The organism is Gordonia humi (assembly GCF_014197435.1).
GTDB lineage: Bacteria > Actinomycetota > Actinomycetes > Mycobacteriales > Mycobacteriaceae > Gordonia > Gordonia humi.
In genome coordinates this window covers 3,174,213-3,197,546 of the sequence record NZ_JACIFP010000001.1, presented here as the reverse complement: position 1 = coordinate 3,197,546, position 23,334 = coordinate 3,174,213, and the positions used below count along the sequence as shown (strand labels likewise).

Here is a 23,334-nt window from a genome sequence, read left to right as displayed (position 1 = left end):
CAGTCACATCACCGTGATGTCGACGGCGACGACCGTGAGCGCGATCAGCCCGTACTGAACGAACGGGTCGCGTTCGGGGGCGACGAATCCGGGGATGAACGCGAGGAGGAAGACGATGGCCTTGGGGTTCAGCAGGTTGACCCACATGCCGCGACCGAACATCGACCGCGCCGACTCGCGTGCCGGCGCGATCTCCGAGTCGTCGGCGTCGGCGTCGGCCGGGGCGTCGAGTATCCGGCGGACACCGAGGTAGCCGAGGTACGCGGCACCGCAGTAGCGGATCACGTCGAATGCGGTCGGAGAGTTCGCGATGACGACGCCGAGGCCGGCGGCGACCACGACGAGTTGGACGAGCAGCGCGGTCTGTTGACCGAGGATTCCCCAGACCGACCGCCGGAAACCGACGTTGAGCGCGTTGTTCATCGTGTTCACCGCACCGGCGCCGGGCGTCAGACTGATCAGCAGGCAGGCGCCGAGAAGCGCCCACCACGTGGAGACGGTCACCGAGGAAGAGCGCCGACCACCGCGGCGGCGAACTCGTCGACATCCGCTTCGGTCGTGTCGAAGGCGAACATCCACCGGACCTCGCCGGTCGCCGGATTCCAGTCGTAGAACCGGAACCGGGTCCGGAGTGCGTCGGCGACGCCCGCGGGCAGGGCGGCGAACACCGCGTTCGCCTGCGTCGGCCGGGTGACTTCGATCGGGGAGTCCGACGCCTCGATCAGAGTGCGGAACCGGGTGGCCATCGCATTGGCGTGCGCGGCGTTGCGCAGCCACAGGTCGCCGTCGTAGAGGGCGACGAGCTGGGCCGACAGGAACCGCATCTTGGAGGCCAGCTGCGCCGACGACTTGCGGAGGTATTCGACGCCGGAGACGGCGTCGGGATTCAGCACGACGACGGCCTCGGCGCCCATCGCACCGTTCTTGGTGCCGCCCAGACTCAGCACGTCCACACCGACGTCGACGGTGAGTGCGCGCAGCGGCAGGTTCAGGTGTGCGGCCGCGTTCGCCAGTCGCGACCCGTCCATGTGCACCCGCATGCCGTGGGCGTGCGCCGCGTCGCTGACCGCGCGGATCTGCGCGGCGGAGTACACGGTGCCCAGCTCGGTGGCCTGGGTGATCGACACGGCGGCCGGCTGCGCTCGCTGCCGGTCGCCCAGATCGGCGGCGGCCGCGTCGATCAGTTCCGGGCCGATCCGGCCGTCCGGAGCATCGACCGGAAGAAGTTTGAGTCCGGCGACATGCTCGGGCGCGCCGCCCTCATCGGTGACGATGTGCGCCGTCGCCGCCGTGACCACCGCGCCCCACCGGGGCAGGAGCGCCTGGAGCGATAGAACGTTCGCCGCCGTCCCGGTGAACACGGGGTAGGCGCGGGCCTGCTCGCCGAAGTGCTCGGTGATCGTCGTCGCCAGCCGAGCGGTGACCGGATCGTCGCCGTAGGCGACGGCTCGGCCGCGATTGGCCTCGGCCAGCGCGGACATGACCTCGGGGTGGGTGCCCGCGTAATTGTCGGACGCGAAGTCGGTCTGCGGCGCGGTGGAATCGGCGGTCACCCGGCCACGATAACGCGGCCGACGGGCACGACTCGGATCGATGATTCGACCCGATCGTATTCCGACATCGACCATAGTTACATTGACAAGTGGCACTGTGGTTGATGACATGTAAGTCATGAGAAGACATCGAATCGCGCCGCCGGTTCCGGCGGTCGCGACGAAGCGGACGAAGGCGGCCGCGGCGGCGACGCGGTACGGTCTCGGCACGTTCACCGACGTGATCGGGACCAGCCGCATCGGCGTCGCGACGTCGCGTCGTCTGATCGCCCTGCTCATGGGAGCGTTCGGGACGACGCCCGCGGACACCCGCGTGGTGTACGTCGACGACGGGGCGGTGCGCGGAGAGTGGGTGTACGGCCCGGGGGCCGACCTGGGAAGCTCCCGAGTGATCTACTTCCTGCACGGCAGCGCCTACATGATGTGCTCGCCGACGACCCATCGCGGATACGCGGCCAGGATGTCGGCGGCCACCGGACTCCCGGTGTTCGTCCTCGACTACCGGCTGGCCCCCGAGCATCGGTTCCCGGCCGCGCACGACGACGTCGAGGCAGGCTGGAACTGGTTGCGCGACCAGGGATACGCGAGCCGAGACATCGTCGTCGTCGGAGACTCGGCCGGCGGACATCTCGCCGTGGGACTCGTACTGAACCGAGCGTCGGCCGGCCGGGCGGTACCCGCGGGCGTCGTGACGGCCTCGCCGGTGATCGATCCGACGTTCGCTCTCGCGGCCGGGCAGGAGCGGCGTCGTCGCGATCCGATGATCACCGCGCGGGCGGCACGCAGGCTCGTCGAGCTGTACACGGCGGACGCCGATCCGTCCGACCCGCGATTGGCGATCGACTTCCGCGGTTCGGCGGCCGCACCGCCGATGCTGGTCCAGGCGGGTGGCGCCGAGATGCTCTCCGCCGACGCGCGCTACGTCGTCGAGCAGGTCACCGCCCACGGCGGCCGCGCCGACCTGGAGATCTGGCCGGGACAGATGCACGTCTTCCAGGCACTCGACCGACTCGGTCCCGAAGCCGATCAGGCGTTGCTGCGCATCCGCGACTTCATCGCTTCCGCACTCGAGAACGCACGCATATCCGAAGGAGCCGCATCATGATCGGCATCGACTCGTTACTGGCGGGCCTGGTCCGCAACCGTCGCAGTCACCGCGCACGGGCCGTCGTGACCGGGGCGGGAAGCGGAATCGGCCGGGCGTTCGCACTCGAACTCGCACGGCGTGGCGGACACGTCGTGTGCGCGGACATCGATCCGGTTCGGGCGACGGAGACCGTCGCGACGATCACGGCTCGGGGCGGTCGAGCGGTCGCCCAGACCTGTGACGTGGCCGTCCTCGACGACGTACACCGGCTCCGTGACGTCGCGGTCGCCGAGTTCGGCGGCCCGCCGACCCTCGTCGTCAACAACGCGGGTGTCGGCATCGGCGGCAAGCCGGTCGGCTCCATCGGCATGGACGACTGGAACTGGGCGCTGGGCATCAACCTCTGGGGCGTGGTCCACGGGTGCGAGACGTTCGCGCCGCTCGTCCGGCAGGCGGGCCGCGGCGGAATCATCAATGTCGCGTCGGCGGCGGGTTTCGCCGCCGCGCCGGTGATGGGCGCCTACAACGTCGGCAAGGCCGGCGTCATGTCGCTGTCGGAGACGATGGCCGCGGAGACGTCGGGCACCGGAGTCGCCGTCACCGTCCTGTGCCCGACCTTCGTCAAGACGAACGTCGCTCGGGACGGACGCATCACCGACACCGGGCAGGGGCTGGCGGGCTGGTTGATGGAGCACACCGGTCGCTCACCCGAGTCGATCGCGGCGGCGACGCTCGACGCCAACGACCTCGGACGGCTCTACGTCGTGCCGCAGTTCGACGCCTCCGTGATCTGGCACCTCAAGCGATACCTGCCGGTTCCGTACACGCTCGGCGCCGGGGTCCTCAACCGACTCCTGCCGACCGACGAACCCGCCGAGACCGTGTCCGCGGATCCCCGCGAGACGACCGCCGTTTAACCGAGAAGGACACCGCAATCATGGCCATGGACATGGACCGCATGCTGAAGATGATCAAGGATCGGCAGTGGGCGCTCGCCGACATCGACTGGGACGCGCCGGGCGCCGAGCTCATCGACCCCGAACTGCACGCCAGACTCAAGCCGTTCCTCTCCGATCTCATGTGGATCGAGAACGTCGGTGCCCGCGGCTTCGCCGCCATGGCGAAGAAGGCGCCCACCCCGACGCTCAAGAGCATCTACGAGCACTTCCACGCGGAGGAGCAGAAGCACGCGAACGCCGAGCTGGCGTTGATGCGACGCTGGGGGATGCTCGACGGCGACGAGATCCCGTCGCCGAACGTCAACGTCCAGCTGATCATCAACTACCTGGACAAGTACTCCGACGGGATGTCGCTCTCGTTCCTGGGCACGGTGATTCCGATGCTCGAGGTGGCGCTCGACGGCGCCCTCATCAAGTTCATCACCGACGAGGTCAAGGATCCCGTCGCACAGGACGTGTTCCGCCACATCAACTCCGACGAGTCGCGTCACCTCGCCGTCGACTACGAGGTGATGGACATCCTCGGCCACGCCGAGATGCGGAAACTGCTGGCCGACTTCGTCGGCGGCTGGCTGAAGCCGTCGATGATGATCGGGTTCCTCAGCTACATGCCGCTGCTGAACAAGATGCGCGACAACATCGTCGACATGGGCGTCGACGAGCAGAAGCTGTTCGGGGCCATGGCCAAGTACAAGGCCGTCGGCAGCCGCAGCGAGTACGCCAGACGACTGCCCATGTTCCGGCTGGTGTCCCTGCACGGCTCGTGGGTCATCGACCGCGACAACCTGCCCTACCACCTGGTGGCCGACTCGCTGGTGAAGCTCACCGCGAAGATCCCGTTCGGGCTCGTGCATCGCACCCCGACGTGGTCGCAGGAACTGACCTACGAGCCCGCGGCCTGAGGAACGACATGACGATCGCAGTAGCAGTCATCGGCGCGGGCTTCGCGGGTATCGGCACCGCGATCCGCTTGAAGCAGAAGGGGATCGACGACTTCACGATCTTCGAACGCGGAGATCGGGTCGGCGGGACCTGGCGGGACAACACCTACCCGGGAGCGGCGTGCGACATTCCGTCGCGCCTGTACTCGTACAGCTTCGCGCAGAACCCGGAGTGGTCGCACACGTACTCGGCGAGTGCGGAGATCCTCGACTACATCGACTCGATGGTCGCCGATCACGATCTCGCCCGGCACATCAGGTTCGGCCGCGAGGTCACCGGCATCTCCTACGACGAGGAGTCCGGCGAGTGGACCATCCGATTCGCCGGCCGTCGTCGGCCGGTCACCGCGCGATCGGTGGTCATGGCCTCCGGTCCGCTCGCCAATCCCGCCATGCCGGACATCCGCGGCCGCGACGACTTCGCGGGTCACGTGATCCACAGTGCGCGGTGGGACCACGACTACGACTTCACCGGCAAGAAGGTGGCGGTGATCGGAACCGGGGCCAGCGGTGTGCAGATCATTCCGCACCTGGTGAAGCAGGCGGCATCGGTCAAGGTGTTCCAACGCACGCCCGGCTGGGTCCTGCCGAAGGTCGACCTGGAGACCGGGGAGTTCACGAAGAGGATCTACCGGTCGATCCCGGGCGCCCAGCGTCTGGCGCGCGCCGGGTGGTTCTGGGGGCACGAGTCGGTCGCGCTCGGCGTCGTCTGGGACACCCCGCTCACCCGGGCGGTCGAGGCGCTGAGCCGACTGAATCTGCGCCTTCAGGTGAAGGACCCGTGGATGCGACGGCAGTTGACCCCCGACTTCTCCGCGGGATGCAAGCGCCTGCTGATGACCAGTGACTACTATCCGGCGCTGCAAGCGGACAACTGCAAACTCGTCACCTGGCCGATCGCGCGGATCGCCCCGGAGGGGGTGCGGACGGTCGAGGGCATCGAGCACCAGGTGGACTGCATCGTGTACGCGACCGGCTTCGAGGTGAGCAAGCAGGGAACCCCGTTCGAGATCGTCGGTGTCGACGGCCGTGTCCTGGCCGACGAGTGGGCAGGCGGCGCGTACGCCTACCGCAGCGTCAACGTCGAGGGATACCCCAACCTGCACGTGACCTTCGGTCCGAACTCGGGTCCGGGACACAACTCCGCTCTGGTCTACATGGAGTCGCAGATCGACTATCTCACCGACATGGTGGTCCACCTCGAGCACAACGGGTGGAAGGCGCTCGACGTCCGCGCCGAGGTCCAGGAGCGCTACAACCGAGACATCCAGAAGCGCCTCGCATCGACGACCTGGAACTCGGGCTGCCAGAGCTGGTACCTGACCGACGACGGATTCAACTCGACGATGTTCCCGGGCTTCGCGACCCAGTACGCGAATCAGTTGCGCGAGGTGGACCTGCGCGACTATCGGATCCGCGTCCACGCCGACGCGGCGGCGCCCGCCGTGGGGCCGACCGTCTCGGTCCGTGTTCCTACTCGCGGGTAGCGAGACGATCGTCACCGACGCGTCGGTCCGGTGCGGGCGGACCGGTGCGGGCGGACCGGTGTCGCGGCGTGGGCGCCGACCGGGTCGGCGGTATCATTGCTCCCCGGAAGCATCCGGCGTCGAACCCCTCGCCGAGTGCTGCGAATCCTCGGCGGATGTGTCGTGTTCCGCTGATTCCCGGGCTCCGCGTCCGGGGGTCGTCGAAACACGACGCCGACGTCGTCGATTGCACCCATCTGGCATCCGTCGGCGGCCGGTGTCTGCTGTCTACAGCAAGCAGCGCAGGTCGGTGACACAGCGGTGTGTGGGTTGCCTCGCATTCTTGAGGACGCCTCGCACCACGTCACGTTCGGCGGGACAATGTCAGCGACGCAAGGTACACGAGTTCCACAAGAACACGATCGAAATGAGGCTGCGACACCAATGACCTCCCCGAAGCAGACGATCATCTACACGCTCACCGACGAGGCCCCCCGCCTGGCCACCGAGGCGTTCCTGCCGATCATCCGCACTTTCGCCGGGCCCGCCGGAATCGACGTCGAGACCAGTGACATCTCGGTCGCCGCTCGCATCCTGGCCGCCTTCCCGGATCGCCTGACCGACGAGCAGAAGGTCCCCGACAATCTCGCCGAGCTCGGTCGGCTGACCCAGCTGCCCGAGACCAACATCATCAAACTGCCGAACATCAGCGCCTCGGTTCCGCAGCTCAACGCCGCGATCGCCGAACTGCAGGGCAAGGGCTACGACGTCCCCGACTTCCCGCAGGACCCCAAGACTCCCGAGGAGGAGGCCGTCCGCGACCGCTACTCGGCGATTCTCGGCAGCGCGGTGAACCCTGTTCTGCGCGAAGGCAACTCGGACCGTCGTGCACCGAAGGCCGTCAAGGAGTACGCGCGGGAGAACCCGCACAGCATGGGCAAGTGGTCGATGGCGTCGCAGTCGCACGTCGCGCACATGACCCACGGCGACTTCTACGCCGGTGAGAAGTCGATGATCCTCGACCACGCGTGCGATGCGCGTATGGAGGTCGTGACCCCCGACGGCGAAGTCCACCTCATGAAGACGGTTCCCCTCGACAAGGGCGACGTGATCGATTCGATGTTCATGAGCAAGAAGGCCCTGCTGGAGTTCTACGAGGAGCAGCTCAACGACGCCAAGGAGACCGGCGTCATGTTCTCCCTGCACGTCAAGGCGACCATGATGAAGGTCTCGCACCCGATCGTGTTCGGTCACTGCGTGAAGGTCTTCTACAAGGACGCCTTCGCCAAGCACGGCGATCTGTTCGACGAGCTCGGCGTCAACGTCAACAACGGCATGGTGGACCTGTACGACAAGATCGACGGCCTGCCCGCGTCCAAGAAGGAGGAGATCATCGAGGATCTCCACCGCTGCCACGAGCATCGGCCGGAGCTCGCGATGGTCGACTCGGCCCGCGGCATCTCGAACTTCCACTCGCCGAGCGACGTCATCGTCGACGCCTCGATGCCCGCCATGATCCGCATCGGCGGAAAGATGTACGGCGCCGACGGCCGGACCAAGGACACCAAGGCCGTGATGCCGGAGTCGACGTTCGCCCGCATCTACCAGGAGATCATCAACTTCTGCAAGACCAACGGTGCGTTCGACCCGACCACCATGGGCACCGTGCCGAACGTCGGACTGATGGCGCAGAAGGCCGAGGAGTACGGCTCGCACGACAAGACCTTCGAGATCCCCGAGGGCGGCGTCGCCAACATCGTCGACGCGTCCACCGGCGAGGTCCTGCTCTCGCAGGACGTCGAGCAGGGGGACATCTGGCGCATGTGCATCGTCAAGGACGCGCCGATCCGCGACTGGGTCAAGCTCGCGGTCACGCGCGCTCGCGAGTCGGGGATGCCCGCCGTGTTCTGGCTGGATCCGTACCGTCCGCACGAGAACAACCTGATCGGTCTGGTGAACAAGTACCTGGCCGACCACGACACCGAGGGTCTGGACATTCAGATCATGTCGCAGGTCCGCGCCATGCGCTACAGCCTCGAGCGGGCGTGGCGCGGTCTGGACACCATCTCGGTGACCGGCAACATTCTGCGCGACTACCTCACCGACCTGTTCCCGATCCTGGAGTTGGGCACCAGCGCGAAGATGCTGTCGATCGTCCCGCTGATGGCGGGCGGCGGCCTGTACGAGACCGGTGCCGGCGGCAGCGCGCCCAAGCACGTGCAGCAGCTGGTCGAGGAGAACCACCTCCGCTGGGACTCGCTCGGCGAGTTCCTGGCTCTGGCGGCGAGCCTGGACGACCTGGGCCGGAAGAACGACAACCCGAAGGCCCGGATCCTGGCCGACACCCTCGACGCCGCGACCGGCAAGCTCTTGAAGAACCGCAAGTCGCCGTCGCGTAAGACCGGCGAGCTGGACAACCGCGGCAGCCAGTTCTACCTCGCCCTGTACTGGGCGCAGGAGTTGGCGGCGCAGACCGACGACACCGAACTGGCGGCGCACTTCGCGCCGCTCGCCGAGAAGCTGGCGGGCGACGAGGCGACGATCGTCGCCGAGCTGTCGGCGGTGCAGGGCAATCCCGTCGACCTCGGCGGATACTACGAGGGCGACGAGGCGAAGATGGCCGCGGCGATGCGTCCGAGCACCACCCTGAACGCCGATCTGGAGTCCGCGAACGCCTGATATCGACGTCGGTACGCGCATCGACCCCCGAGGACGTCTCCGTCTCCTCGGGGGTCGATACGTCCGCGGAGGTCACACGGCGACGTCGTCGATGCGCCGCGGGCGATCGCGGGGGATCGAGAGCGCGGCGACGACGGCGATCACGGTCATCGCGATACAGATCACACCGGTCACGGTGTAGGCGCCGATCGACGGAGTGCTGATCGAACCCTGCGGCGTGCGCGTCGACACGGTGGACGCGGTCAGGACCATGCCGACCACCGCGGTCGACATCGCGGTGCCGACGGCCCGCATCAGCGAGTTGACGCCGTTCGCCTCACCGGTCTGACCGACCGGCGTGGCCGCCATGATGAGCGCGGGCATCGAGGAGTACGCCAAGCCCAGTCCCATGCCGACGAGACACCCCATCAGCAGCATCGACAGCCGGCCGACATGCCACGGACCTTCCAGAGCGAGGATGAACACGAGGTAGGCGACGCCGATGATCGCACCGCCCGTCGCCAACGAGACCCGGGCGCCGCGCCGCTCGGTGAGCCAGGAGCTCACATACGAGAAGCCGAACATCACCAGGCCCAACGGCATGAGGACCAGGCTCGCCGCGACCATGGACATGCCGACGCCTCCCGGCGTCGACGTCGGCGCCATCAGCAGCTGGATCGGGGCCATCTGCGAAGCGTAGAACGCGAATCCGGTCGCGACCGACGCGATGTTGGTCAGCATCACCGGCCGTCGGGTGAGCACGGTGAGATCGATGAGCGGTTCGGCGGCGCGCCGCTCCCACCGCCACCACAGGGCGGTGACGACGAGAAAGACGATGAAGAGCCCGACGGTCGGCGGTGCCGTCCACCCCCACTCGGCGCCCTTGGATACCGGAAGGAGGAAGGACGTCAACGATGCGGTGAGCCCGAGCGCACCGACGGTGTCGAACCTGCCGCCCGACCGCGTGGAGCTCTCCGGGATGTACGCCCGTACGGCGAGACCGCTCGCCAGCGCCGTCGCCGCGCTGATCCAGAAGAGAGCATGCCAGCTGATCTGCTCGGCGACGACGGCCGCGAACGGCAGGCCGAGCGCACCGCCGACGCCGAGCGAGGCGCTCATGGCGCCGACCGACGGACCGAGGCGGTGCGCGGGGACGATGTCACGTATGATGCTGATGCCGACGGCGATCGTGCCGATGCCGACACCCTGGAGTGCGCGGCCGATCAGGAACGGCGCCAACGCGGTCGAGAGGGCGCAGACGACCGAACCGGCCGCCACGGCGACCATGTTGACGATCATGACCAGACGTTTGCCGATCATGTCGCCGACGCGACCCGCGATCGGGGTCGCGACCGCCCCGACCAGCATGGTGACCGTGAGCGCCCACGAGGAGTTGCTCGCGGAGGTGTGGATGAGTTGAGGAAGGGCGGGGATGAGCGGAACGATGATCGTCTGCATCAGCGAGACGACGATTCCCGCGGCACAGAGCACGAAGACTGCGGTGCGCGAATGGGTTTCAGACAGGGTTTTCAACTTTCTACACAAATATGCGTATCAACCCTATTGCCTCGGCGTCCGCCGGTCGTCGCGATACGGACGCCGCTCACGTGTCGCTGCTCACGTTCGCCGACCGGCGACGCCCGATCAGAGATCGTGTGCGGCGAGGAATTCGTCGATCGCCGCGGCGAACACCTGATTGTCGTCGCCGGCCACCATGTGTCCGGCGGCGCTGACGTCCGCCACATCGGCGTGCGGGACCAGCTCGAGCATGCTCGCGACGCCTGCCTCGCTCACGACGTCCGACTTGCCGCCCCGCACGATCAGCGTCGGCACGGTGACTTCCCGTGCCGCGGCGCCGAGACGCGCGGGGTCGGTGTGGCGACGGGGCTCGTTGCCGGAGGAGATGATGAACGCCGGATCCCAGTGCCAGTACCAGCGCCCGTCGTCGTGGAGGCGAACGTTCTTCTTCAACCCGTCGAGATTGCGAGGCCGGCGGCGCTCGGGATTGTAGGCCGCGACGGCGTCGGCGACCTCGTCGAGCGAGGCGAAGCCGTCCATGTGGCCGGTCATGAAGTCCTGGATGCGACCGATGCCCTCGGGTTCGACGTCGACCACGACGTCGACCATGACGAGGGCTGCGGCGCTGCCCGGATGCTCGCCCGTCGCGCACAGGCTCGTGATGCCGCCGAGCGAGGCGCCGACGAGGATGGGGGCGGCGTCGAGCGTTCCGAGCACGACGAGCAGGTCGGCGACGAATGCGTCGATGCTGTAGTCGGCGTCGGGCGCCCACGAGCTGTCGCCGTGCCCGCGCAGATCGATGGTGTACACCTCGCGTCCGCGCGCGGCGAGCGCACGCGCGCTGCGGTCCCACGAGTGGCGGGTCTGACCACCGCCGTGCAGGAGGACGATCGGTGCGCCGGACGCGGTGGGACCGGACCACCGGTCGCCGGTGATCTGCCCGCCGGCGGTGTTCATCACGATGGTTTCAGGCTGAATGTCGTTCATTCACTATCCTTAATTTCAATGACCTATACATCGAATATATCGATCGAGGATTCGGGTGACCGTTTCGGGTGGTGCGACGACTATGTGGGCCGTCCGAATGAATCCGTATCGAAATCGAAATATCGGAGTACGTGACGGTGTACGGCGATAGCCGCTATTGTCTTCTGCGGGTCAATGTTCACGCATTCACTCGCATCGGATCGTGAAAGACATCGAAGGGGAGACTATGACGAAGATCGTTCGACGCCGTACCGCGGGAATCGTGGCGGCACTGGCAGTCACGACTCTGGTCGCGGCAGGCTGCAGCGACGACAACAAGGACGACGCCTCGAAGGCCTCCGATACGTCGAGCTCGCAGGCAGCCGACTCGAGCGGGGCCGCCGATTCGGACAAGAGCGACTCGGACATGGGTGGAGACGTCAAGGTCAAGTCCGCGAGCGGCGAGGAGGTCACGCTGACCGGTGCGATCGCCGCCAAGTACTCGTCGGCCACCGAGAAGCAGAAGACCGATCTCGGCGACGCTCTGACCGGCGCCGACGCCTCCGGAACCGGCGAGAACGGCGTTTCGTTCCAGCAGTTCGACGGTGGTGTCATCACCTCCAAGGGCGACACCGCGTACATCACGTGGGGCAAGATCCGCGACGCGTGGAACGTCAAGCGAGGCACCGACGGCGAGCCGTCCGAGGACGGCAAGGGCGGTTCGGCCGGTCCGCTCGGCGCTCCGACGAGCGACGAGACCGACGAGGGCGACATGAAGAAGTCGACCTTCGAGAACGGTGAGATCACCTACGACACGAAGACGCAGAAGGTCGAGGTCACCGTCGACGGCAAGACAGTGGCTGCCGAGTAGTCGATCGTCACAAGAACGCAGAGCCGCCCCGACCGTCACACGGTCGGGGCGGCTCTGTCTCTGTCTGGGATTCGCCGGTCGATCAGTGCATCGATGCATCCGCGGCACCCGGTGACATGCGCGGCATTCCCGGCTGCCGCGCACGTCGCCGGCTGCCGCGCATGTCACCGTCGTCGTCGGATGCGGCCTATGCGGCGACCGCCGACGGCGTCACGTCCTTGCGGGTCACGGTCAGATACGCGACCAGACCGATGATCCCGGCGAGGAACACGACCGAGGTCCACGTGGCGCCGAGTCCGACGCCTCCGTCGGCGCGCGGTGCGGACAGGAGATCGCCGATCGACGCGCCGAGCGGGCGGGTCATGACGTACGCGGCCCAGAAGGCCACGACCGCGTCGAGCCCGACCACCCGGTGCGCGACGGCGATCAGTGCGATGACCGCAGCGAACAGCAGCATCGAGGTGCGATAGCCGAGTGCGAACTGCTCGGCGATCAGGTCTCCCGCCGCGGTGCCGAGCGCGAACGTGACCAGGATCGCCAGCCAGTAGAAGGCTTCGCGGCGCGCGGTGTGGATCGTGTGGATCGACAGTGTGCGTTCGCAGGCGAACCAGACGCCGAAGACCGCGACGAGCGCGACGGCGAACACCGTCGTGGTCGTCTGCAGCGGCACTCCGAGGTGGTCGGTCAGATTGTCGGTGATCAGCGTGCCCACCACGCTGATCGTCGTGACGGCGAGCCAGTACACCCACGGGACGTACCGGCGGACGCCGAACTGGATCGCCAAGGCCGCCAGTAGCAGCGCCGCCATGACGTACGTGGTGTTCGTCAGCCCCCAGCCGAGCGTCATGTTCAGGTAGTCGGCGCAGGTCTCGCCGACGGTCGTCGCGAGAATCTTGATGATCCAGAAGTACACGGTGACTTCGGGAACCTTGTTGAGTTGTGGCCGGCGCGTCGGGGTCGTCATGCGACCAGGATCGACGGTCGTCGCTGTGGCGACGCTGTGACGATCAGGGACCTTTCAGGAGTGACGTTTCATCCGATATCCGACACCACGCACGGTGTCGATGCTCGATGTGCCGAACGGTGCGTCGATCTTCTTGCGGAGATAGCTCACATACACCTCGACGGCGTTCTCGCCGCTGTCGTAATCGGTGTCCCACACATTCGACAGGATCGCGTGCTTGGTGACGACGGCACCAGCGTTGCGCATCAGATAGTGCAGCAGATTGAACTCGCGCGGCGTCAGATCGACGGTCGCATCGCCGCGACGCACGGTGTGTCCGGACGGATCGAGCACCAGATCATCGACGGTGAGCAGCGTCGGACGCTGCGGGGCCCCGCGCCTGATGAGCGCGCGCAGGCGTGCGACGAGCACCACGAAGGAGAACGGCTTCGTCAGATAGTCGTCGGCGCCCAGATCGAGTGCGTCGGCCTGATCGTATTCGCCGTCCTTCGCGGTGAGCATGAGCACCGGCGTCCACCGCTCCCGCGCGCGAAGCGTCCGCACCACCTCGTAACCGCTGAGCCCGGGCAGCATGATGTCCAGGACGATCACGTCGAAGTCCTCGGTCGACGCGACGGCCAGCCCCTCGGGACCGGTGTGCACCGATGAGACGACGAATCCTTCGAGGGTGAGTCCACGTTCGATCGTCTTGGCCAGCAGGGGCTCGTCCTCCACGAGGAGTACACGCACGGTATGCCTTCCGACGACGACGATGACGTATCCAGTGTGCACCGCGCACGCGTGGGTCCTCGCGCTGACATACTCGGGGAACCGTGCGACGGCCGGGAGAGAAAGGCGGTGCTCGCTGTGTCACGTTCACTGATCGCAGATGCGGTCCGACCGTCGCGCTGGCCGATCGTGGGCCGGTCGGCCGTCGCCGCGGGAGTGGTCGTCGCCCTCGCCCTCGCACTGGGGGCGGGAGCGCTCCTCCTCCTGCTGCGGTTGGCGCTCGGCGAATCGGTCGACTCGGCGGCGTCCGTGCGTGCGAGCGACGTCGCGGGCCGTCTCGAACAGACCTCGCCCGGCGGCCTCGACGACGACCTGTTCGCCGTCGACAGTCGTGTCGCGGTGGTGCAGGTCGTCGACGGACGGGGACACGTGGTCCGCACGTCGAGTCGCGAGTGGAGTTCGCCGCTCGTCGACCTGTCCGCCGACGCCGACGATGTGCAGGGCGCCGATGCGACGTCGGGGCCCGATGACGAACTGCGGGTCACGACGGCGCGGGCGGACGGCTCGGGACTGCGCGTGATGGTCGCCGCGAGCGACGAGTCCGCCGAGCAGACGATCGTCGTCGTCGGTGTGCTGCTGGCCATCGGCGCGCCGCTCATCGCCGTCGTCGCGGCGCTGGTCACCGCGGCGCTGGTCCGCCGGTCGCTGTCGTCGGTCGACGCGATCAGCGACCAGGTGTCGTCGATCGATGCCGCGGACCTGTCGACGCGGGTGCCGGTGCCGCCCACCCGCGACGAGATCGCGCGCCTGGCCACGACCATGAACGAGATGCTCGACCGTGTCGAATCCGGGCACCTCGCTCAACGGCGGTTCGTCGGCGACGCGTCACACGAACTGCGCAGTCCGCTCGCCACGGTGTGCGCCGCGTTGGAGCTGGCGAGCTCCCGACCCGACGCGGTCGACGCCGACCTGGTGACCGGCACGCTGCTGCCCGAGACCCGCCGTCTGCAGTCGATCGTCGAGAACCTCCTGCTGCTGGCGCGCGCCGACGAAGCCGGGCTGCGGCTACGAGCGGCGGACGTGGATCTCGATGAGGTGGTCGCCGAGCAGATCGCGGCCGTCGGTGACGCGGGCGGATTCACCGCGACGATCGAACCAGCCCGGATCCGCGGCGATCGCGCGGCCCTGGTCCGCGTGGTCCGCAACCTTCTCGACAACGCCGTCGCGCACGCCGAGGCGGCCGTCCACGTGACGGTGACCGGCCATGCCGACGGTGCGCGGATCGTCGTCGACGACGACGGACCAGGCGTGCCGACGGCCGACCGCCGTCGCGTGTTCGAGCGATTCGTTCGACTCGACACCGATCGCGCGCGGGGAACCGGCGGCACCGGGCTGGGACTGGCGATCGTCGAGGAGATCGTCGACGCGCACGGCGGCACGATCGTCGTGTGCGACGCCCCGTCCGGAGGCGCGAGGTTCGTCGTCGACCTGCCTAGCTCGCCGGAGCCGCCGGAGCGTCGTCGACCATCTGGTGGGTGACGCCGTACGCGGCGGGCATCCGGTCCATCTCGCCATCGCGCTCGCGGTAGCCGCGCGCGATCAGACTCGCCCCACCACCCGCCGCGAAGGCACGGACCCGAACGCTCGCGACCAGCAACGGCCGGGCGATCCGCACGACGTCGGCCAGGCGACTGCGTGCGATGCCGAGCTCGTCGGCGGCGTCGTCGCCGAGGAAGACGCGCTGCAGACCGCGAATCAGTTCGACGGCCATCGGGCGTCGGAGAACTCCACGCCGATCTTCGCCATGGCGTCGATCGCGATGTGCCCGAACTCGGCCATCGTGAACGCCATGTACGGCTGGGGGACGGGTTCGCCCCACGCGTCCGCGTCCCACCGACCGGCCGCACGCAGTCCGCGTCGCACATGCGCGTGGATGATCCGCACGCGGACCGTGTACGCGAAACCCCCGCCGTCGCGGCGCATGCCGCCCGGACTGATCACCTTGCGGAGCCATTCGCCGACCTCCACGGACCGGACCGCGGGCGAAGAGACGTACCGTCCGGTCTGTGCGAGCGGTCTGTCCGCGATCGTGTTCGCCGCCCCACGCAGCAGCGACGCCGCGCCGAGCACGATGCCGAACGCGGCGGTGTGCTGGACGAGGGCGTCGGCCGCGCGGTCCATCGCGGCATGGTCGACCCAGTCCGGCTCGTCGTCGAGGGACGCGAACAGTGCGCGTACCGAATCGGGCGCCTCGGATACCGCGTCGACGCCGCGGGCCAGCGCCGTGGTGACCGCGTGCGTCGCCTATCTAGAGGGGAAGACGTCGCCGACGATGGCGTCGGCGAGCGGGCCCTCACCTTCATGGCTTCTTCTTCGGCGCCGCGACGTGTCACACCTCGACAGCAGCGCGCGGTCGCCATGCGCGACCGTCTGCTCGCGGAGACGATCGCTCTTCTCACTCGGCATCCGGGACAGCGGCCGACGACGCAGCAGGAGGCGGACGCGGCGCACGTGAGCATCGGTACGGTGTACCGGTACTTCGCGTCGATGGAGTCGCTGATCGACGAGCTGCGGACCCGCTCGATCCGCGACATCACAACCGACCTGGCGACCGGCGTGGGCGCCGCGCTCGGACAGGATCCGCTCGGACCTCACCGACCGCGAACTCGACGATCTGGTGTTCTTGACGATGGGCGCCACGGCGAGCCTGTGTTTGCCGATCGCGTTGATGCGCGCGCCGGACGCCGATCGCGCGGCCCTCGTCGCGGCCGCCGCCCGGATGCTGTTGGCGGCGTTCACGGCTCCGTGAGTGCCCGGTCCGACCTGATCGGCGACGTGCATCGTCCCGTCCTCCGCTGGGGCACAGGTCGCGGCCGCCGCTTCGTCCGCACTGTCGGTGGATGACGTGACGGCACGGTGCGCCTGTGCGTCAGGTGAAACCCCGAGATCGATTCCAGGGGCCGATCGGGTGTCTTCCCCGATGTGCGAATCGCCTGATCATCGATAGTTTCTCAGCGATGGGGATCCCCGACACGCTAGGAGCGACGACATGATCTCGGCACGAGAACTGACAAAACGGTACGGCGACCGGGTCGCCGTGGACGGCATCGACTTCGACATCCGCCCGGGTAAGGTGACCGGATTCCTGGGACCGAACGGTGCGGGCAAGTCGACCACGATGCGGATGATCCTGGGCCTCGACCGCGCGAGTTCCGGGACCGTGACCGTCAACGGTCGCCCCTACTCGAACGCGCGGGCGCCGCTCCGCGAAGTCGGGGCACTGCTCGAAGCGCAGGCGATCCACCCGGGGAGGTCCGCTCTCGACCATCTGCGCTGGTTGGCGGCCAGTAACGACATCTCGACGGCGCGGGTCCGACAGATCCTCGACCAGGTAGGCCTCGAGGACGTCGCGGGCAGACGCGCGGGCAAGTTCTCCCTCGGGATGCGGCAGCGGCTGGGCATCGCCTCGGCGCTGATCGGCGATCCTCCGGTCGTCATCCTCGACGAGCCCGTCAACGGCCTCGACTCGGAGGGCATTCGGTGGGTTCGACGACTGTGCCGACGTCTCGCCGACGAAGGCCGCACGGTGTTCGTCTCCTCACACCTCATGGCCGAGATGTCCTTGACCGCCGATCATCTCATCGTCATCGGTCAGGGACGGATCCTCGCTGACGCGTCGATGACCGAGTTCATGACCGCACATGCGCCGAGTTTCGTCCGAGTTCGGACACCCGACCGAGAACGAGCACGAGAGGCGATCTCCCGCAACGGAACACGCGTGGACCTCGTCGACGACGAACTGCGCGTCGATTCGCTCGACGTCGCGGGGATCGGCGACACGCTGTACGCCGCCGAGGTCCGCGTCCACGAACTCTCGGGTGTGCAGTGCTCGCTCGAAGAGGCGTTCATGGCGTTGACCGCCGACACCGTCGAATACCAGGCCGGCCCCGAAGCGGCGGCACCGATCGCACAAGGAGCCCTCTGATGTCCACCATGACCGTGCCCGCTCAGACCGACGACGTCACCGAACCCGCGGTGCCCGGCCTCGGCTCGGCGCTGCGCGCCGAATGCATCAAACTCTTCTCCGTCCGATCCACCTGGTGGACGCTGGGCGCCACCGTCGTCCTCGGTGCCGGTCTGACCGTCGTGCTGTGTGCGGCCAACGCCGAATGGCTGGCGTCCGACAGCGCCGACGAGTCGCCCGGATCGTTTATCACCTGGGGCATGATGATCGCCCAGATCTGCGCCGTCGTCATCGGCTCGCTGTGCGTCACCAGCGAATACGGCACCAGGATGATCCAGACGACGTTCGCGGCGGTCCCGTCGCGCGGTCGGGTGATGCTCGCGAAGTCGGTGCTGGTGGGCGGGCTGATGTTCGTCCTCGGCACGGTGACCGCGTTGATCGGGTACGTCGGCGGCAACCACTTCCTCGATGCGCACGGCGTCGGCATGCCGCTGGAGGGCGATGTTCTGCGGTCCATGTACGGGAGCGGACTGTTCCTGGCGGGCATCGCGCTGCTGTCGGTCGCCTTCGGATTCCTGGTCCGGCACACCGCCGGAACCATCACCATCGTGCTCGCCGTCGTCCTGATCCTGGGCAACATGGTGATGATGGTGCCGGGAGCGTTCGGCGAGTGGCTCGGCAAGCTGATGCCCGGCAACGCGGGACAGGCGGTCGCGACGCCCGTTCCGTTCAACCCGGACCTCCTGGCGGCCTGGCCCGGGTTCGCCGTGTTCCTGATCGAGGTGGCGGCGACGCTGTTCCTGGCCTGGGTGATGCTGCGCCGCCGCGACGCGTAGGCGAGTCGAACGCGGACTCAGTGTCCGGGGTGCTCCAATTCGTAGCGGATCAGTCGCGAACTGTTGAGGACGACGGCGACCGAGGACGCATTGTGCAGGATCGCGGCGAGAACGGGGGAGAGGGCCCCGCCCGCTCCGATGAGCAGCCCGACCGCGTTGACCGCGATCGACATACCGTAGTTCTGCCGGATCACCTCGACGGTGTGCGATCCGAGGTGTCGGATGTCGAGCAGCCGACGGAGGTCGTCGCCGGCCAGCGCGATGTCGGCGGTCTCGACCGCCACATCCGTACCCGCGAGTCCCATCGCGATGCCGACGTCGGCGGCGGCGAGCGCGGGCGCGTCGTTGACCCCGTCGCCGACCACGGCGACGGTGTGACCTCGCGACTGCAGTTCGCGGACCACCGCGAGCTTGTCGTCGGGGGTGACCTCCGCCGCCCACCGTTCGATGCCGAGTTCACCGGCGATCGCCTCGGCGGTGACCGGGTGATCGCCGGTCATCATCACGATCTCGGTCACGCCCTCGCCGCGGAGCGTGTCGAGCACGTCGCGGGCCTCGGGACGGAGCTCGTCCGAGAGACTGACCAGTCCCACGAGAACACCGTCGACGGCGAGCAGGAGCGGCGTCTCACCGCGCTGTCGCAATCGGTCCACCCACGCGCCCGCCTCGCCGGAGATCGCCACGTCGTGCCGGAGCAGCAGTGACGGACTGCCCAGAAGCAGCTCCCGGCCGTCGTCGGCGCGAGTCCTCATGCCGAGTCCCACGATCACCTCGCACTCGGCGTGCGGCGGGATCTCGATGCTGCGGTCCTCGGTGGAGCGGATGACGGCTTCGGCCAGCGGGTGACGGGAGTGGATCTCCGAGCTCGCGGCGTGGGCGAGCACCTGCTCGGGTTCCCAGTGATCGGAGAACGACACGACGTTGGTCACGATCGGTCGGCCGACGGTGAGGGTTCCGGTCTTGTCGAAGACGATCGCCGAGATCCGGCCGGACGCCTCCAGATGCGATCCGCCCTTGATCAGGATCCCGCGGCGCGCACCGTTGCCGATGGCTCCGCTGATCGCTGTCGGCGTCGAGAGGCCGACCGCGCACGGGCACGCGATGAGCAGCATCGTCATGGCGCGACGAAGGTCGCGAGTCGCCAGGAGCGTGATCGCCGCCAACGCGAACGACGCGGGGACGAACCGGCGGGAGAAGTCCTCGCCGACGGTCTGGATCGGTGCGCGATCACGCTGCGCCTGCTCGACCCGCGCGATGATTCGGCCGATCGAGGTGTCCTCGCCGACGGCGTCGGCGGCGATCACCACTCGCCCGGTCACCACGACCGATCCCGCCTGAATCCGATCGCCGACATGCTTGGTGACCGGGAGGTTCTCTCCGGTCAGCGCGGCCTGGTCGACGACGGCCTGTCCGTCGACGACGACGCCGTCGACGGGGACTGCGATCTGTTCGTGGACGATCACCTCGTCGCCGACCTCGAGCGAGTCGATCGGGAGCTGGACCTCGGTGCCGTCGGCCGTCCGCAGCCATGTCGTGTCCTGATTTCCGCGGAGCAGATCCGAGATCGCCCGACGTGTTCTGCGGAGAGTCAGGTCCTGCAGGAATTCACCGATGTTCAGCAGCCACAGCACCGTCAGCGCGACCACGTTCTCGCGGAGAAGAAGACTGGCGATGGTCGCCGCCGACACCAGGGCGTCGGTGCCGGCACGTCCGCCGCGAAGCGACCGGAGCGCTCCGCGCAGGAACGGATAGCCGGAGAAGATCGTGATGCCGGTCGCGACGGTGCGCGAGGCCGGACCGAGCAGCGGCGGGCGCCGGAATCCGTAACGGCGCAGCCCGAGGAGGGCGAGAGCGGCAGCGCCGACGCCCATCCGGAGGAGATCGGAGTTCGTGACGTCGGCCGAATGCGGTGCTCGTGCAGGCAGTTTCGTCGGGTCGGTGTGCGCCGCCGCCTCGATCGCGTCCTCGACGGCGCGGCGATCGGTACCGCTGCGGAACCAGACGACGACCGAGCCCGTCCGCGGATACGCGTGCACGGCGCGCACCCCCGCGACGCCCGCCACCGATTCCTCGATGGCCACGGCACGACGATCGCCGACACTCCTGCCGGACGCGGTGAGCCAGCCGACGGTCAGACGCAGGCGGCCGGCGGCGTCGGATCTGACCGACACGGGAGCCGTCGCGTGGGCCGCCTCGTCAAGGGGGACCATCGTGTCAGTGCTCGTGATCGTGTGTGACGCCCGTGCCGGGAGGGGTCGCCTCCTCGCCGATCCGCTCCTTGGCCTCCGCGAAGACGTCGGCGGCGTTCAATCGGACGTTCTCCGCGACCTCCTCGGCCTTGCGAGTGCCGCGCAGGCTCCACGTCGCCGCGACCACCGCGCCCTCACGCAGCGGCGCACGCTTGACGACGGCGCGTGCCGCGTCGTAGGCGACGGCGCCGGCGAGACCGGTGACGACGGTGGAACCAGCTTTCGCGAGCAGGGGGAGGAAGGCCATTCTCGAAATCCAATCCAGTGGTGACGATTAGCGTCAAGCGTAGGTGAGCGGTTCGTGGAGACCAACCCCATGCGCATTATCGCATACCGTGCCGTGACCGGGCGGGGCGACCGACGGAACGGGGGATCGGCCCGCCGACGCGTCTACAGCGCGCGGCGTCGGACGAGGCCGGTGCCGGTCACGACGTGCCGGGGCGGTACGTCCTCGGCGACCACCGTGCCCGCGCCGACGACGGAGTCGTGGCCGACGGTCACGCCGGGTGCGATGGTCGCGCCCGCACCGATCCACACGTTGTCCTCGATGGCGATCGGCGCGTGCGTGATGTAGTCGAATCGCTCGTCGGGGTCGACCGGATGCCCGGCCGTGCTGAGCGTGACGCGGGGGCCGATCAGCGCACGGTCACCGATGGTGATCCCGCCGAAATCGAGGAGGTAGCAGCCCTGATTGATGAACACGCGCTCGCCGAACGATGCGTGGAGGCCGTAGTCGCAGTGGAACGGCGGCAGGATCGACAGCGAATCGGGTACGTCCCGACCGAAGATCTCGGTCAGCTTCGCGGTGCGGCCCGCGAGGTCGTCGAATCCGAGAGCGTTCAGCTCGGCGCAGAGTCTCATCGCGGTCTGGACGCGCTCGGCGAAGGCCTTCGACTCGGGGGTACGAGTCCGCATCCGATGTTCGTTCCGCACGTCGTCGATTCTCGCACAGGGCCGAACTCGCCGGGATTCGCTCGGGACCGTTTCGACCGCGGGTCCGGGTACCGGAGGCACGCGGCCGACGGTGCCAGAATGGGGGATCGACAGCCGTGCGCGACGAAGGAGCCTGCGATCAACGATCACCATTCGGACAATCCGGTCGAGGGAACCGACGAGGTCATCGTCCGCCGGTTCCTCACCACCGACGCCGCACGACCGGAGAAGGTCGACGCCTGGCACGCCAAGGGGCGCCGTACCGCCCGCGAGAACATCGCCGATCTCGTCGACGCCGGGTCGTTCGTCGAGTACGGCCGGTTCGTGACTCCCGCGCAGGAGGGCAAGCGCGAGGTCGCCGACCTCGTCCTGGACGGACCCGCCGACGGCATCATCGGCGGAACGGCGACGGTCGACGGCACGCCGTGCGCGGTCTTCTCCTACGACTACCTGGTGATGGCCGGGACCCAGGGCATGCGCGGGCATCGTAAATCCGATCGGCTCATCGAGATCGTGACGCGGATGGATCTGCCGACCGTGTTCTTCACCGAGGGCGGGGGAGGGCGCCCCGGCGACGTCGACTGGCCGCTGGTCTCGGCGCTCGACGTCGGATCGTTCGCCCTGTGGGGAGCGATGACGACCCCGCGGATCGCCGTCGTGTCCGGACGCTGCTTCGCCGGGAATGCGGTGCTCGCGGGATCGGCGGACCTGCGGATCGCCACCCCGGAAGCGAATCTGGGCATGGCCGGACCGGCGATGATCGCGGGAGGAGGCCTCGGCGAGTTCGCTCCCGAACAGATCGGTCCCGTCGCCGACCAGGAGCCCAACGGGGTGCTCGACGTCGTCGTCGACGACGAGGAGGACGCGGTGACCGTGGTCAAGGAGATCCTCGGCCTGCTCGACGGTCCGATCGCGGGCACCTCGATCGACGACGGACGTCAGCTGGATCTGCGGGACGCGCTGCCTGCGAACGACCGCGAGGCGTTCGACGTCCGACCCGTCGTCGAGACGATCGCCGACGAGGACACTGTGATCTGGTTGCGTTCGGCGTTCGCGCCGGAACTGGTCACGGCGCTGGCGCGGGTCGGTGGAATCCCGGTCGGTGTGATCGCCAATCAGTCGACGGCCGAAGCCGGGGCGATCACGCACGCCGCGTCGACGAAGGCCGCGGACTTCCTGGAGCTGTGTGAACGCTGGCGGCTGCCGGTCGTCTCGCTCGTGGACACCCCGGGCTTCATGGTCGGACCGGACGCCGAACGCACGGGTCTCGTCCGGGAGGCCTCGCGGATGGTGAACGCCGGTGCACGGCTGACCACCCCGTTGGTCGGTATCGTGCTGCGACGCGGCTACGGTCTCGGTGCGCAGGCGATGCTGGGAGGCAGCACGCACCGGCCGCTCATGACGGCGGCCTGGCCGGACGCGCATCTCGGGCCGATGGGGCTCGAGGGCGCCGTCCGGCTCGGCATGGCCAAAGAGCTCGCGGCGATGGACGCGGACCGCCGTGAGACCGTCGTCGCGCAGGCGACGGTCGCGATGCGCGAGCACGCCAAAGCCCTCAACGCGGCGCGCTACTTCGAGATCGACGACGTCATCGATCCGATCGAGACCCGCGCGCTGATCGTCGCGACCATCGGCCGGGCGTGATCGCGTCGCCGGGTGCC

At 68.2% G+C, this 23,334-nt stretch carries 22 protein-coding genes; 11 read left to right on the top strand and 11 right to left on the bottom strand.

Annotated elements, in window-relative coordinates; genetic code table 11:
- Nucleotides 1–3: 3 nt before the first annotated feature.
- Both BKA16_RS14705 and BKA16_RS14700 read right to left on the bottom strand, forming a co-directional pair.
- A complete protein-coding gene (locus BKA16_RS14705) occupies nucleotides 4–504 on the bottom strand; it encodes a LysE family transporter (protein ID WP_343067436.1) in 501 nt (166 codons plus the stop codon).
- Nucleotides 501–1,553, bottom strand: coding sequence for a threonine aldolase family protein (locus BKA16_RS14700; protein WP_343067435.1), 1,053 nt, complete (start codon nucleotides 1,551–1,553; stop codon nucleotides 501–503). The genes BKA16_RS14705 and BKA16_RS14700 overlap by 4 nt, the downstream gene beginning before the upstream one ends.
- 118 nt (nucleotides 1,554–1,671) lie before the next feature.
- On the opposite strand from BKA16_RS14700, the gene BKA16_RS14695 reads away from it, so the two are divergent.
- The 5 genes from BKA16_RS14695 to BKA16_RS14675 all read left to right on the top strand — a co-directional run bounded on the left by BKA16_RS14695 (nucleotide 1,672) and on the right by BKA16_RS14675 (nucleotide 8,685).
- Nucleotides 1,672–2,658, top strand: a complete 987-nt coding sequence (locus BKA16_RS14695; protein ID WP_183371384.1) for an alpha/beta hydrolase — start codon at nucleotides 1,672–1,674, stop codon at nucleotides 2,656–2,658.
- Nucleotides 2,655–3,557: an SDR family NAD(P)-dependent oxidoreductase gene (locus tag BKA16_RS14690; protein WP_183371383.1), complete on the top strand. Its 903-nt coding sequence runs from the start codon at nucleotides 2,655–2,657 to the stop codon at nucleotides 3,555–3,557. The genes BKA16_RS14695 and BKA16_RS14690 overlap by 4 nt, the downstream gene beginning before the upstream one ends.
- A gap of 20 nt (nucleotides 3,558–3,577) precedes the next feature.
- Entirely contained in the window at nucleotides 3,578–4,501 is a 924-nt protein-coding gene (locus BKA16_RS14685) for a ferritin-like domain-containing protein (protein WP_183371382.1), read from the top strand.
- An 8-nt stretch (nucleotides 4,502–4,509) separates the two neighbouring features.
- Nucleotides 4,510–6,027, top strand: a complete 1,518-nt coding sequence (locus tag BKA16_RS14680; protein WP_183371381.1) for a flavin-containing monooxygenase — start codon at nucleotides 4,510–4,512, stop codon at nucleotides 6,025–6,027.
- Between the two features lie 423 nt (nucleotides 6,028–6,450).
- A complete protein-coding gene (locus BKA16_RS14675; protein WP_183371380.1) occupies nucleotides 6,451–8,685 on the top strand; it encodes an NADP-dependent isocitrate dehydrogenase in 2,235 nt (744 codons plus the stop codon).
- A 72-nt stretch (nucleotides 8,686–8,757) separates the two neighbouring features.
- Here the strand turns inward: BKA16_RS14675 and BKA16_RS14670 are convergent, their stop codons facing one another.
- Both BKA16_RS14670 and BKA16_RS14665 read right to left on the bottom strand, forming a co-directional pair.
- Entirely contained in the window at nucleotides 8,758–10,155 is a 1,398-nt protein-coding gene (locus BKA16_RS14670; RefSeq protein WP_343067434.1) for an MFS transporter, read from the bottom strand.
- A 153-nt stretch (nucleotides 10,156–10,308) separates the two neighbouring features.
- Nucleotides 10,309–11,169 (bottom strand): alpha/beta fold hydrolase, encoded by an 861-nt coding sequence (locus tag BKA16_RS14665; protein ID WP_183371379.1) that lies wholly within the window; start codon nucleotides 11,167–11,169, stop codon nucleotides 10,309–10,311.
- A gap of 226 nt (nucleotides 11,170–11,395) precedes the next feature.
- On the opposite strand from BKA16_RS14665, the gene BKA16_RS14660 reads away from it, so the two are divergent.
- Nucleotides 11,396–12,019, top strand: a complete 624-nt coding sequence (locus tag BKA16_RS14660; protein WP_183371378.1) for an LGFP repeat-containing protein — start codon at nucleotides 11,396–11,398, stop codon at nucleotides 12,017–12,019.
- A gap of 187 nt (nucleotides 12,020–12,206) precedes the next feature.
- On the opposite strand, the gene BKA16_RS14655 is transcribed toward BKA16_RS14660, so the two are convergent.
- Together BKA16_RS14655 and BKA16_RS14650 are read right to left on the bottom strand one after the other, a co-directional pair.
- Nucleotides 12,207–12,983: a COG4705 family protein gene (locus BKA16_RS14655; RefSeq protein ID WP_183371377.1), complete on the bottom strand. Its 777-nt coding sequence runs from the start codon at nucleotides 12,981–12,983 to the stop codon at nucleotides 12,207–12,209.
- A gap of 54 nt (nucleotides 12,984–13,037) precedes the next feature.
- Entirely contained in the window at nucleotides 13,038–13,712 is a 675-nt protein-coding gene (locus BKA16_RS14650) for a response regulator (RefSeq protein ID WP_183371376.1), read from the bottom strand.
- A 117-nt stretch (nucleotides 13,713–13,829) separates the two neighbouring features.
- Here BKA16_RS14650 and BKA16_RS14645 point away from each other — a divergent pair, with 117 nt between their 5' ends.
- A complete protein-coding gene (locus BKA16_RS14645) occupies nucleotides 13,830–15,230 on the top strand; it encodes a sensor histidine kinase (RefSeq protein WP_343067433.1) in 1,401 nt (466 codons plus the stop codon).
- Here the strand turns inward: BKA16_RS14645 and BKA16_RS24320 are convergent.
- Both BKA16_RS24320 and BKA16_RS24315 read right to left on the bottom strand, forming a co-directional pair.
- The gene (locus tag BKA16_RS24320; protein ID WP_382427479.1) at nucleotides 15,184–15,462 is read right to left on the bottom strand and encodes a hypothetical protein; all 279 of its coding nucleotides are present in this window, start codon (nucleotides 15,460–15,462) and stop codon (nucleotides 15,184–15,186) included. The two genes, BKA16_RS14645 and BKA16_RS24320, sit on opposite strands and share 47 nt — an antisense overlap.
- Nucleotides 15,447–15,872 carry an oxygenase MpaB family protein gene (locus tag BKA16_RS24315; protein WP_382427477.1) on the bottom strand — a complete coding sequence of 142 codons (426 nt, stop codon included), beginning with the start codon at nucleotides 15,870–15,872 and terminating at the stop codon, nucleotides 15,447–15,449. Before BKA16_RS24315 ends, BKA16_RS24320 begins: the two co-directional genes overlap by 16 nt.
- Nucleotides 15,873–15,878: 6 nt before the next feature.
- Here BKA16_RS24315 and BKA16_RS14635 point away from each other — a divergent pair, with 6 nt between their 5' ends.
- The 3 genes from BKA16_RS14635 to BKA16_RS14625 all read left to right on the top strand — a co-directional run bounded on the left by BKA16_RS14635 (nucleotide 15,879) and on the right by BKA16_RS14625 (nucleotide 18,491).
- On the top strand, nucleotides 15,879–16,595 hold the full coding sequence (locus tag BKA16_RS14635) for a TetR/AcrR family transcriptional regulator (protein ID WP_387995953.1): 717 nt from the start codon (nucleotides 15,879–15,881) through the stop codon (nucleotides 16,593–16,595).
- A gap of 145 nt (nucleotides 16,596–16,740) precedes the next feature.
- Nucleotides 16,741–17,676: an ABC transporter ATP-binding protein gene (locus BKA16_RS14630; RefSeq protein ID WP_183371374.1), complete on the top strand. Its 936-nt coding sequence runs from the start codon at nucleotides 16,741–16,743 to the stop codon at nucleotides 17,674–17,676.
- Entirely contained in the window at nucleotides 17,676–18,491 is an 816-nt protein-coding gene (locus BKA16_RS14625; RefSeq protein WP_183371373.1) for an ABC-2 transporter permease, read from the top strand. Before BKA16_RS14630 ends, BKA16_RS14625 begins: the two co-directional genes overlap by 1 nt.
- Before the next feature lie 17 nt (nucleotides 18,492–18,508).
- On the opposite strand, the gene BKA16_RS14620 is transcribed toward BKA16_RS14625, so the two are convergent.
- From BKA16_RS14620 to BKA16_RS14610, 3 genes are all read right to left on the bottom strand, one after another.
- Nucleotides 18,509–20,701 (bottom strand): heavy metal translocating P-type ATPase, encoded by a 2,193-nt coding sequence (locus BKA16_RS14620; RefSeq protein ID WP_183371372.1) that lies wholly within the window; start codon nucleotides 20,699–20,701, stop codon nucleotides 18,509–18,511.
- A 4-nt stretch (nucleotides 20,702–20,705) separates the two neighbouring features.
- Nucleotides 20,706–20,987: a DUF1490 family protein gene (locus BKA16_RS14615; protein ID WP_183371371.1), complete on the bottom strand. Its 282-nt coding sequence runs from the start codon at nucleotides 20,985–20,987 to the stop codon at nucleotides 20,706–20,708.
- Nucleotides 20,988–21,130: 143 nt separating this feature from the next.
- On the bottom strand, nucleotides 21,131–21,673 hold the full coding sequence (locus BKA16_RS14610; protein ID WP_221246858.1) for a DapH/DapD/GlmU-related protein: 543 nt from the start codon (nucleotides 21,671–21,673) through the stop codon (nucleotides 21,131–21,133).
- A gap of 99 nt (nucleotides 21,674–21,772) precedes the next feature.
- Between BKA16_RS14610 and BKA16_RS14605 the strand changes: the two genes are divergently transcribed.
- Nucleotides 21,773–23,317, top strand: coding sequence for an acyl-CoA carboxylase subunit beta (locus tag BKA16_RS14605; RefSeq protein WP_183371370.1), 1,545 nt, complete (start codon nucleotides 21,773–21,775; stop codon nucleotides 23,315–23,317).
- Nucleotides 23,318–23,334: the final 17 nt, after the last annotated feature.

What these genes read in the sequence shown, in the direction of transcription:
- BKA16_RS14615 (WP_183371371.1), bottom strand. Translation starts at nt 20,987, where the DNA reads ATGGCCTTCCTCCCCCTGCTCGCGAAAGCTGGTTCCACCGTCGTCACC.
- BKA16_RS14675 (WP_183371380.1), top strand. Translation starts at nt 6,451, where the DNA reads ATGACCTCCCCGAAGCAGACGATCATCTACACGCTCACCGACGAGGCC.
- BKA16_RS14625 (WP_183371373.1), top strand. Translation starts at nt 17,676, where the DNA reads ATGTCCACCATGACCGTGCCCGCTCAGACCGACGACGTCACCGAACCC.
- BKA16_RS14685 (WP_183371382.1), top strand. Translation starts at nt 3,578, where the DNA reads ATGGCCATGGACATGGACCGCATGCTGAAGATGATCAAGGATCGGCAG.
- BKA16_RS14690 (WP_183371383.1), top strand. Translation starts at nt 2,655, where the DNA reads ATGATCGGCATCGACTCGTTACTGGCGGGCCTGGTCCGCAACCGTCGC.
- BKA16_RS24320 (WP_382427479.1), bottom strand. Translation starts at nt 15,462, where the DNA reads ATGGCCGTCGAACTGATTCGCGGTCTGCAGCGCGTCTTCCTCGGCGAC.
- BKA16_RS14655 (WP_183371377.1), bottom strand. Translation starts at nt 12,983, where the DNA reads ATGACGACCCCGACGCGCCGGCCACAACTCAACAAGGTTCCCGAAGTC.
- BKA16_RS14630 (WP_183371374.1), top strand. Translation starts at nt 16,741, where the DNA reads ATGATCTCGGCACGAGAACTGACAAAACGGTACGGCGACCGGGTCGCC.
- BKA16_RS14605 (WP_183371370.1), top strand. Translation starts at nt 21,773, where the DNA reads ATGGGGGATCGACAGCCGTGCGCGACGAAGGAGCCTGCGATCAACGAT.
- BKA16_RS14620 (WP_183371372.1), bottom strand. Translation starts at nt 20,701, where the DNA reads ATGGTCCCCCTTGACGAGGCGGCCCACGCGACGGCTCCCGTGTCGGTC.
- BKA16_RS14660 (WP_183371378.1), top strand. Translation starts at nt 11,396, where the DNA reads ATGACGAAGATCGTTCGACGCCGTACCGCGGGAATCGTGGCGGCACTG.
- BKA16_RS14680 (WP_183371381.1), top strand. Translation starts at nt 4,510, where the DNA reads ATGACGATCGCAGTAGCAGTCATCGGCGCGGGCTTCGCGGGTATCGGC.
- BKA16_RS14635 (WP_387995953.1), top strand. Translation starts at nt 15,879, where the DNA reads ATGGTCGACCCAGTCCGGCTCGTCGTCGAGGGACGCGAACAGTGCGCG.
- BKA16_RS14665 (WP_183371379.1), bottom strand. Translation starts at nt 11,169, where the DNA reads ATGAACGACATTCAGCCTGAAACCATCGTGATGAACACCGCCGGCGGG.
- BKA16_RS14695 (WP_183371384.1), top strand. Translation starts at nt 1,672, where the DNA reads ATGAGAAGACATCGAATCGCGCCGCCGGTTCCGGCGGTCGCGACGAAG.
- BKA16_RS24315 (WP_382427477.1), bottom strand. Translation starts at nt 15,872, where the DNA reads ATGGACCGCGCGGCCGACGCCCTCGTCCAGCACACCGCCGCGTTCGGC.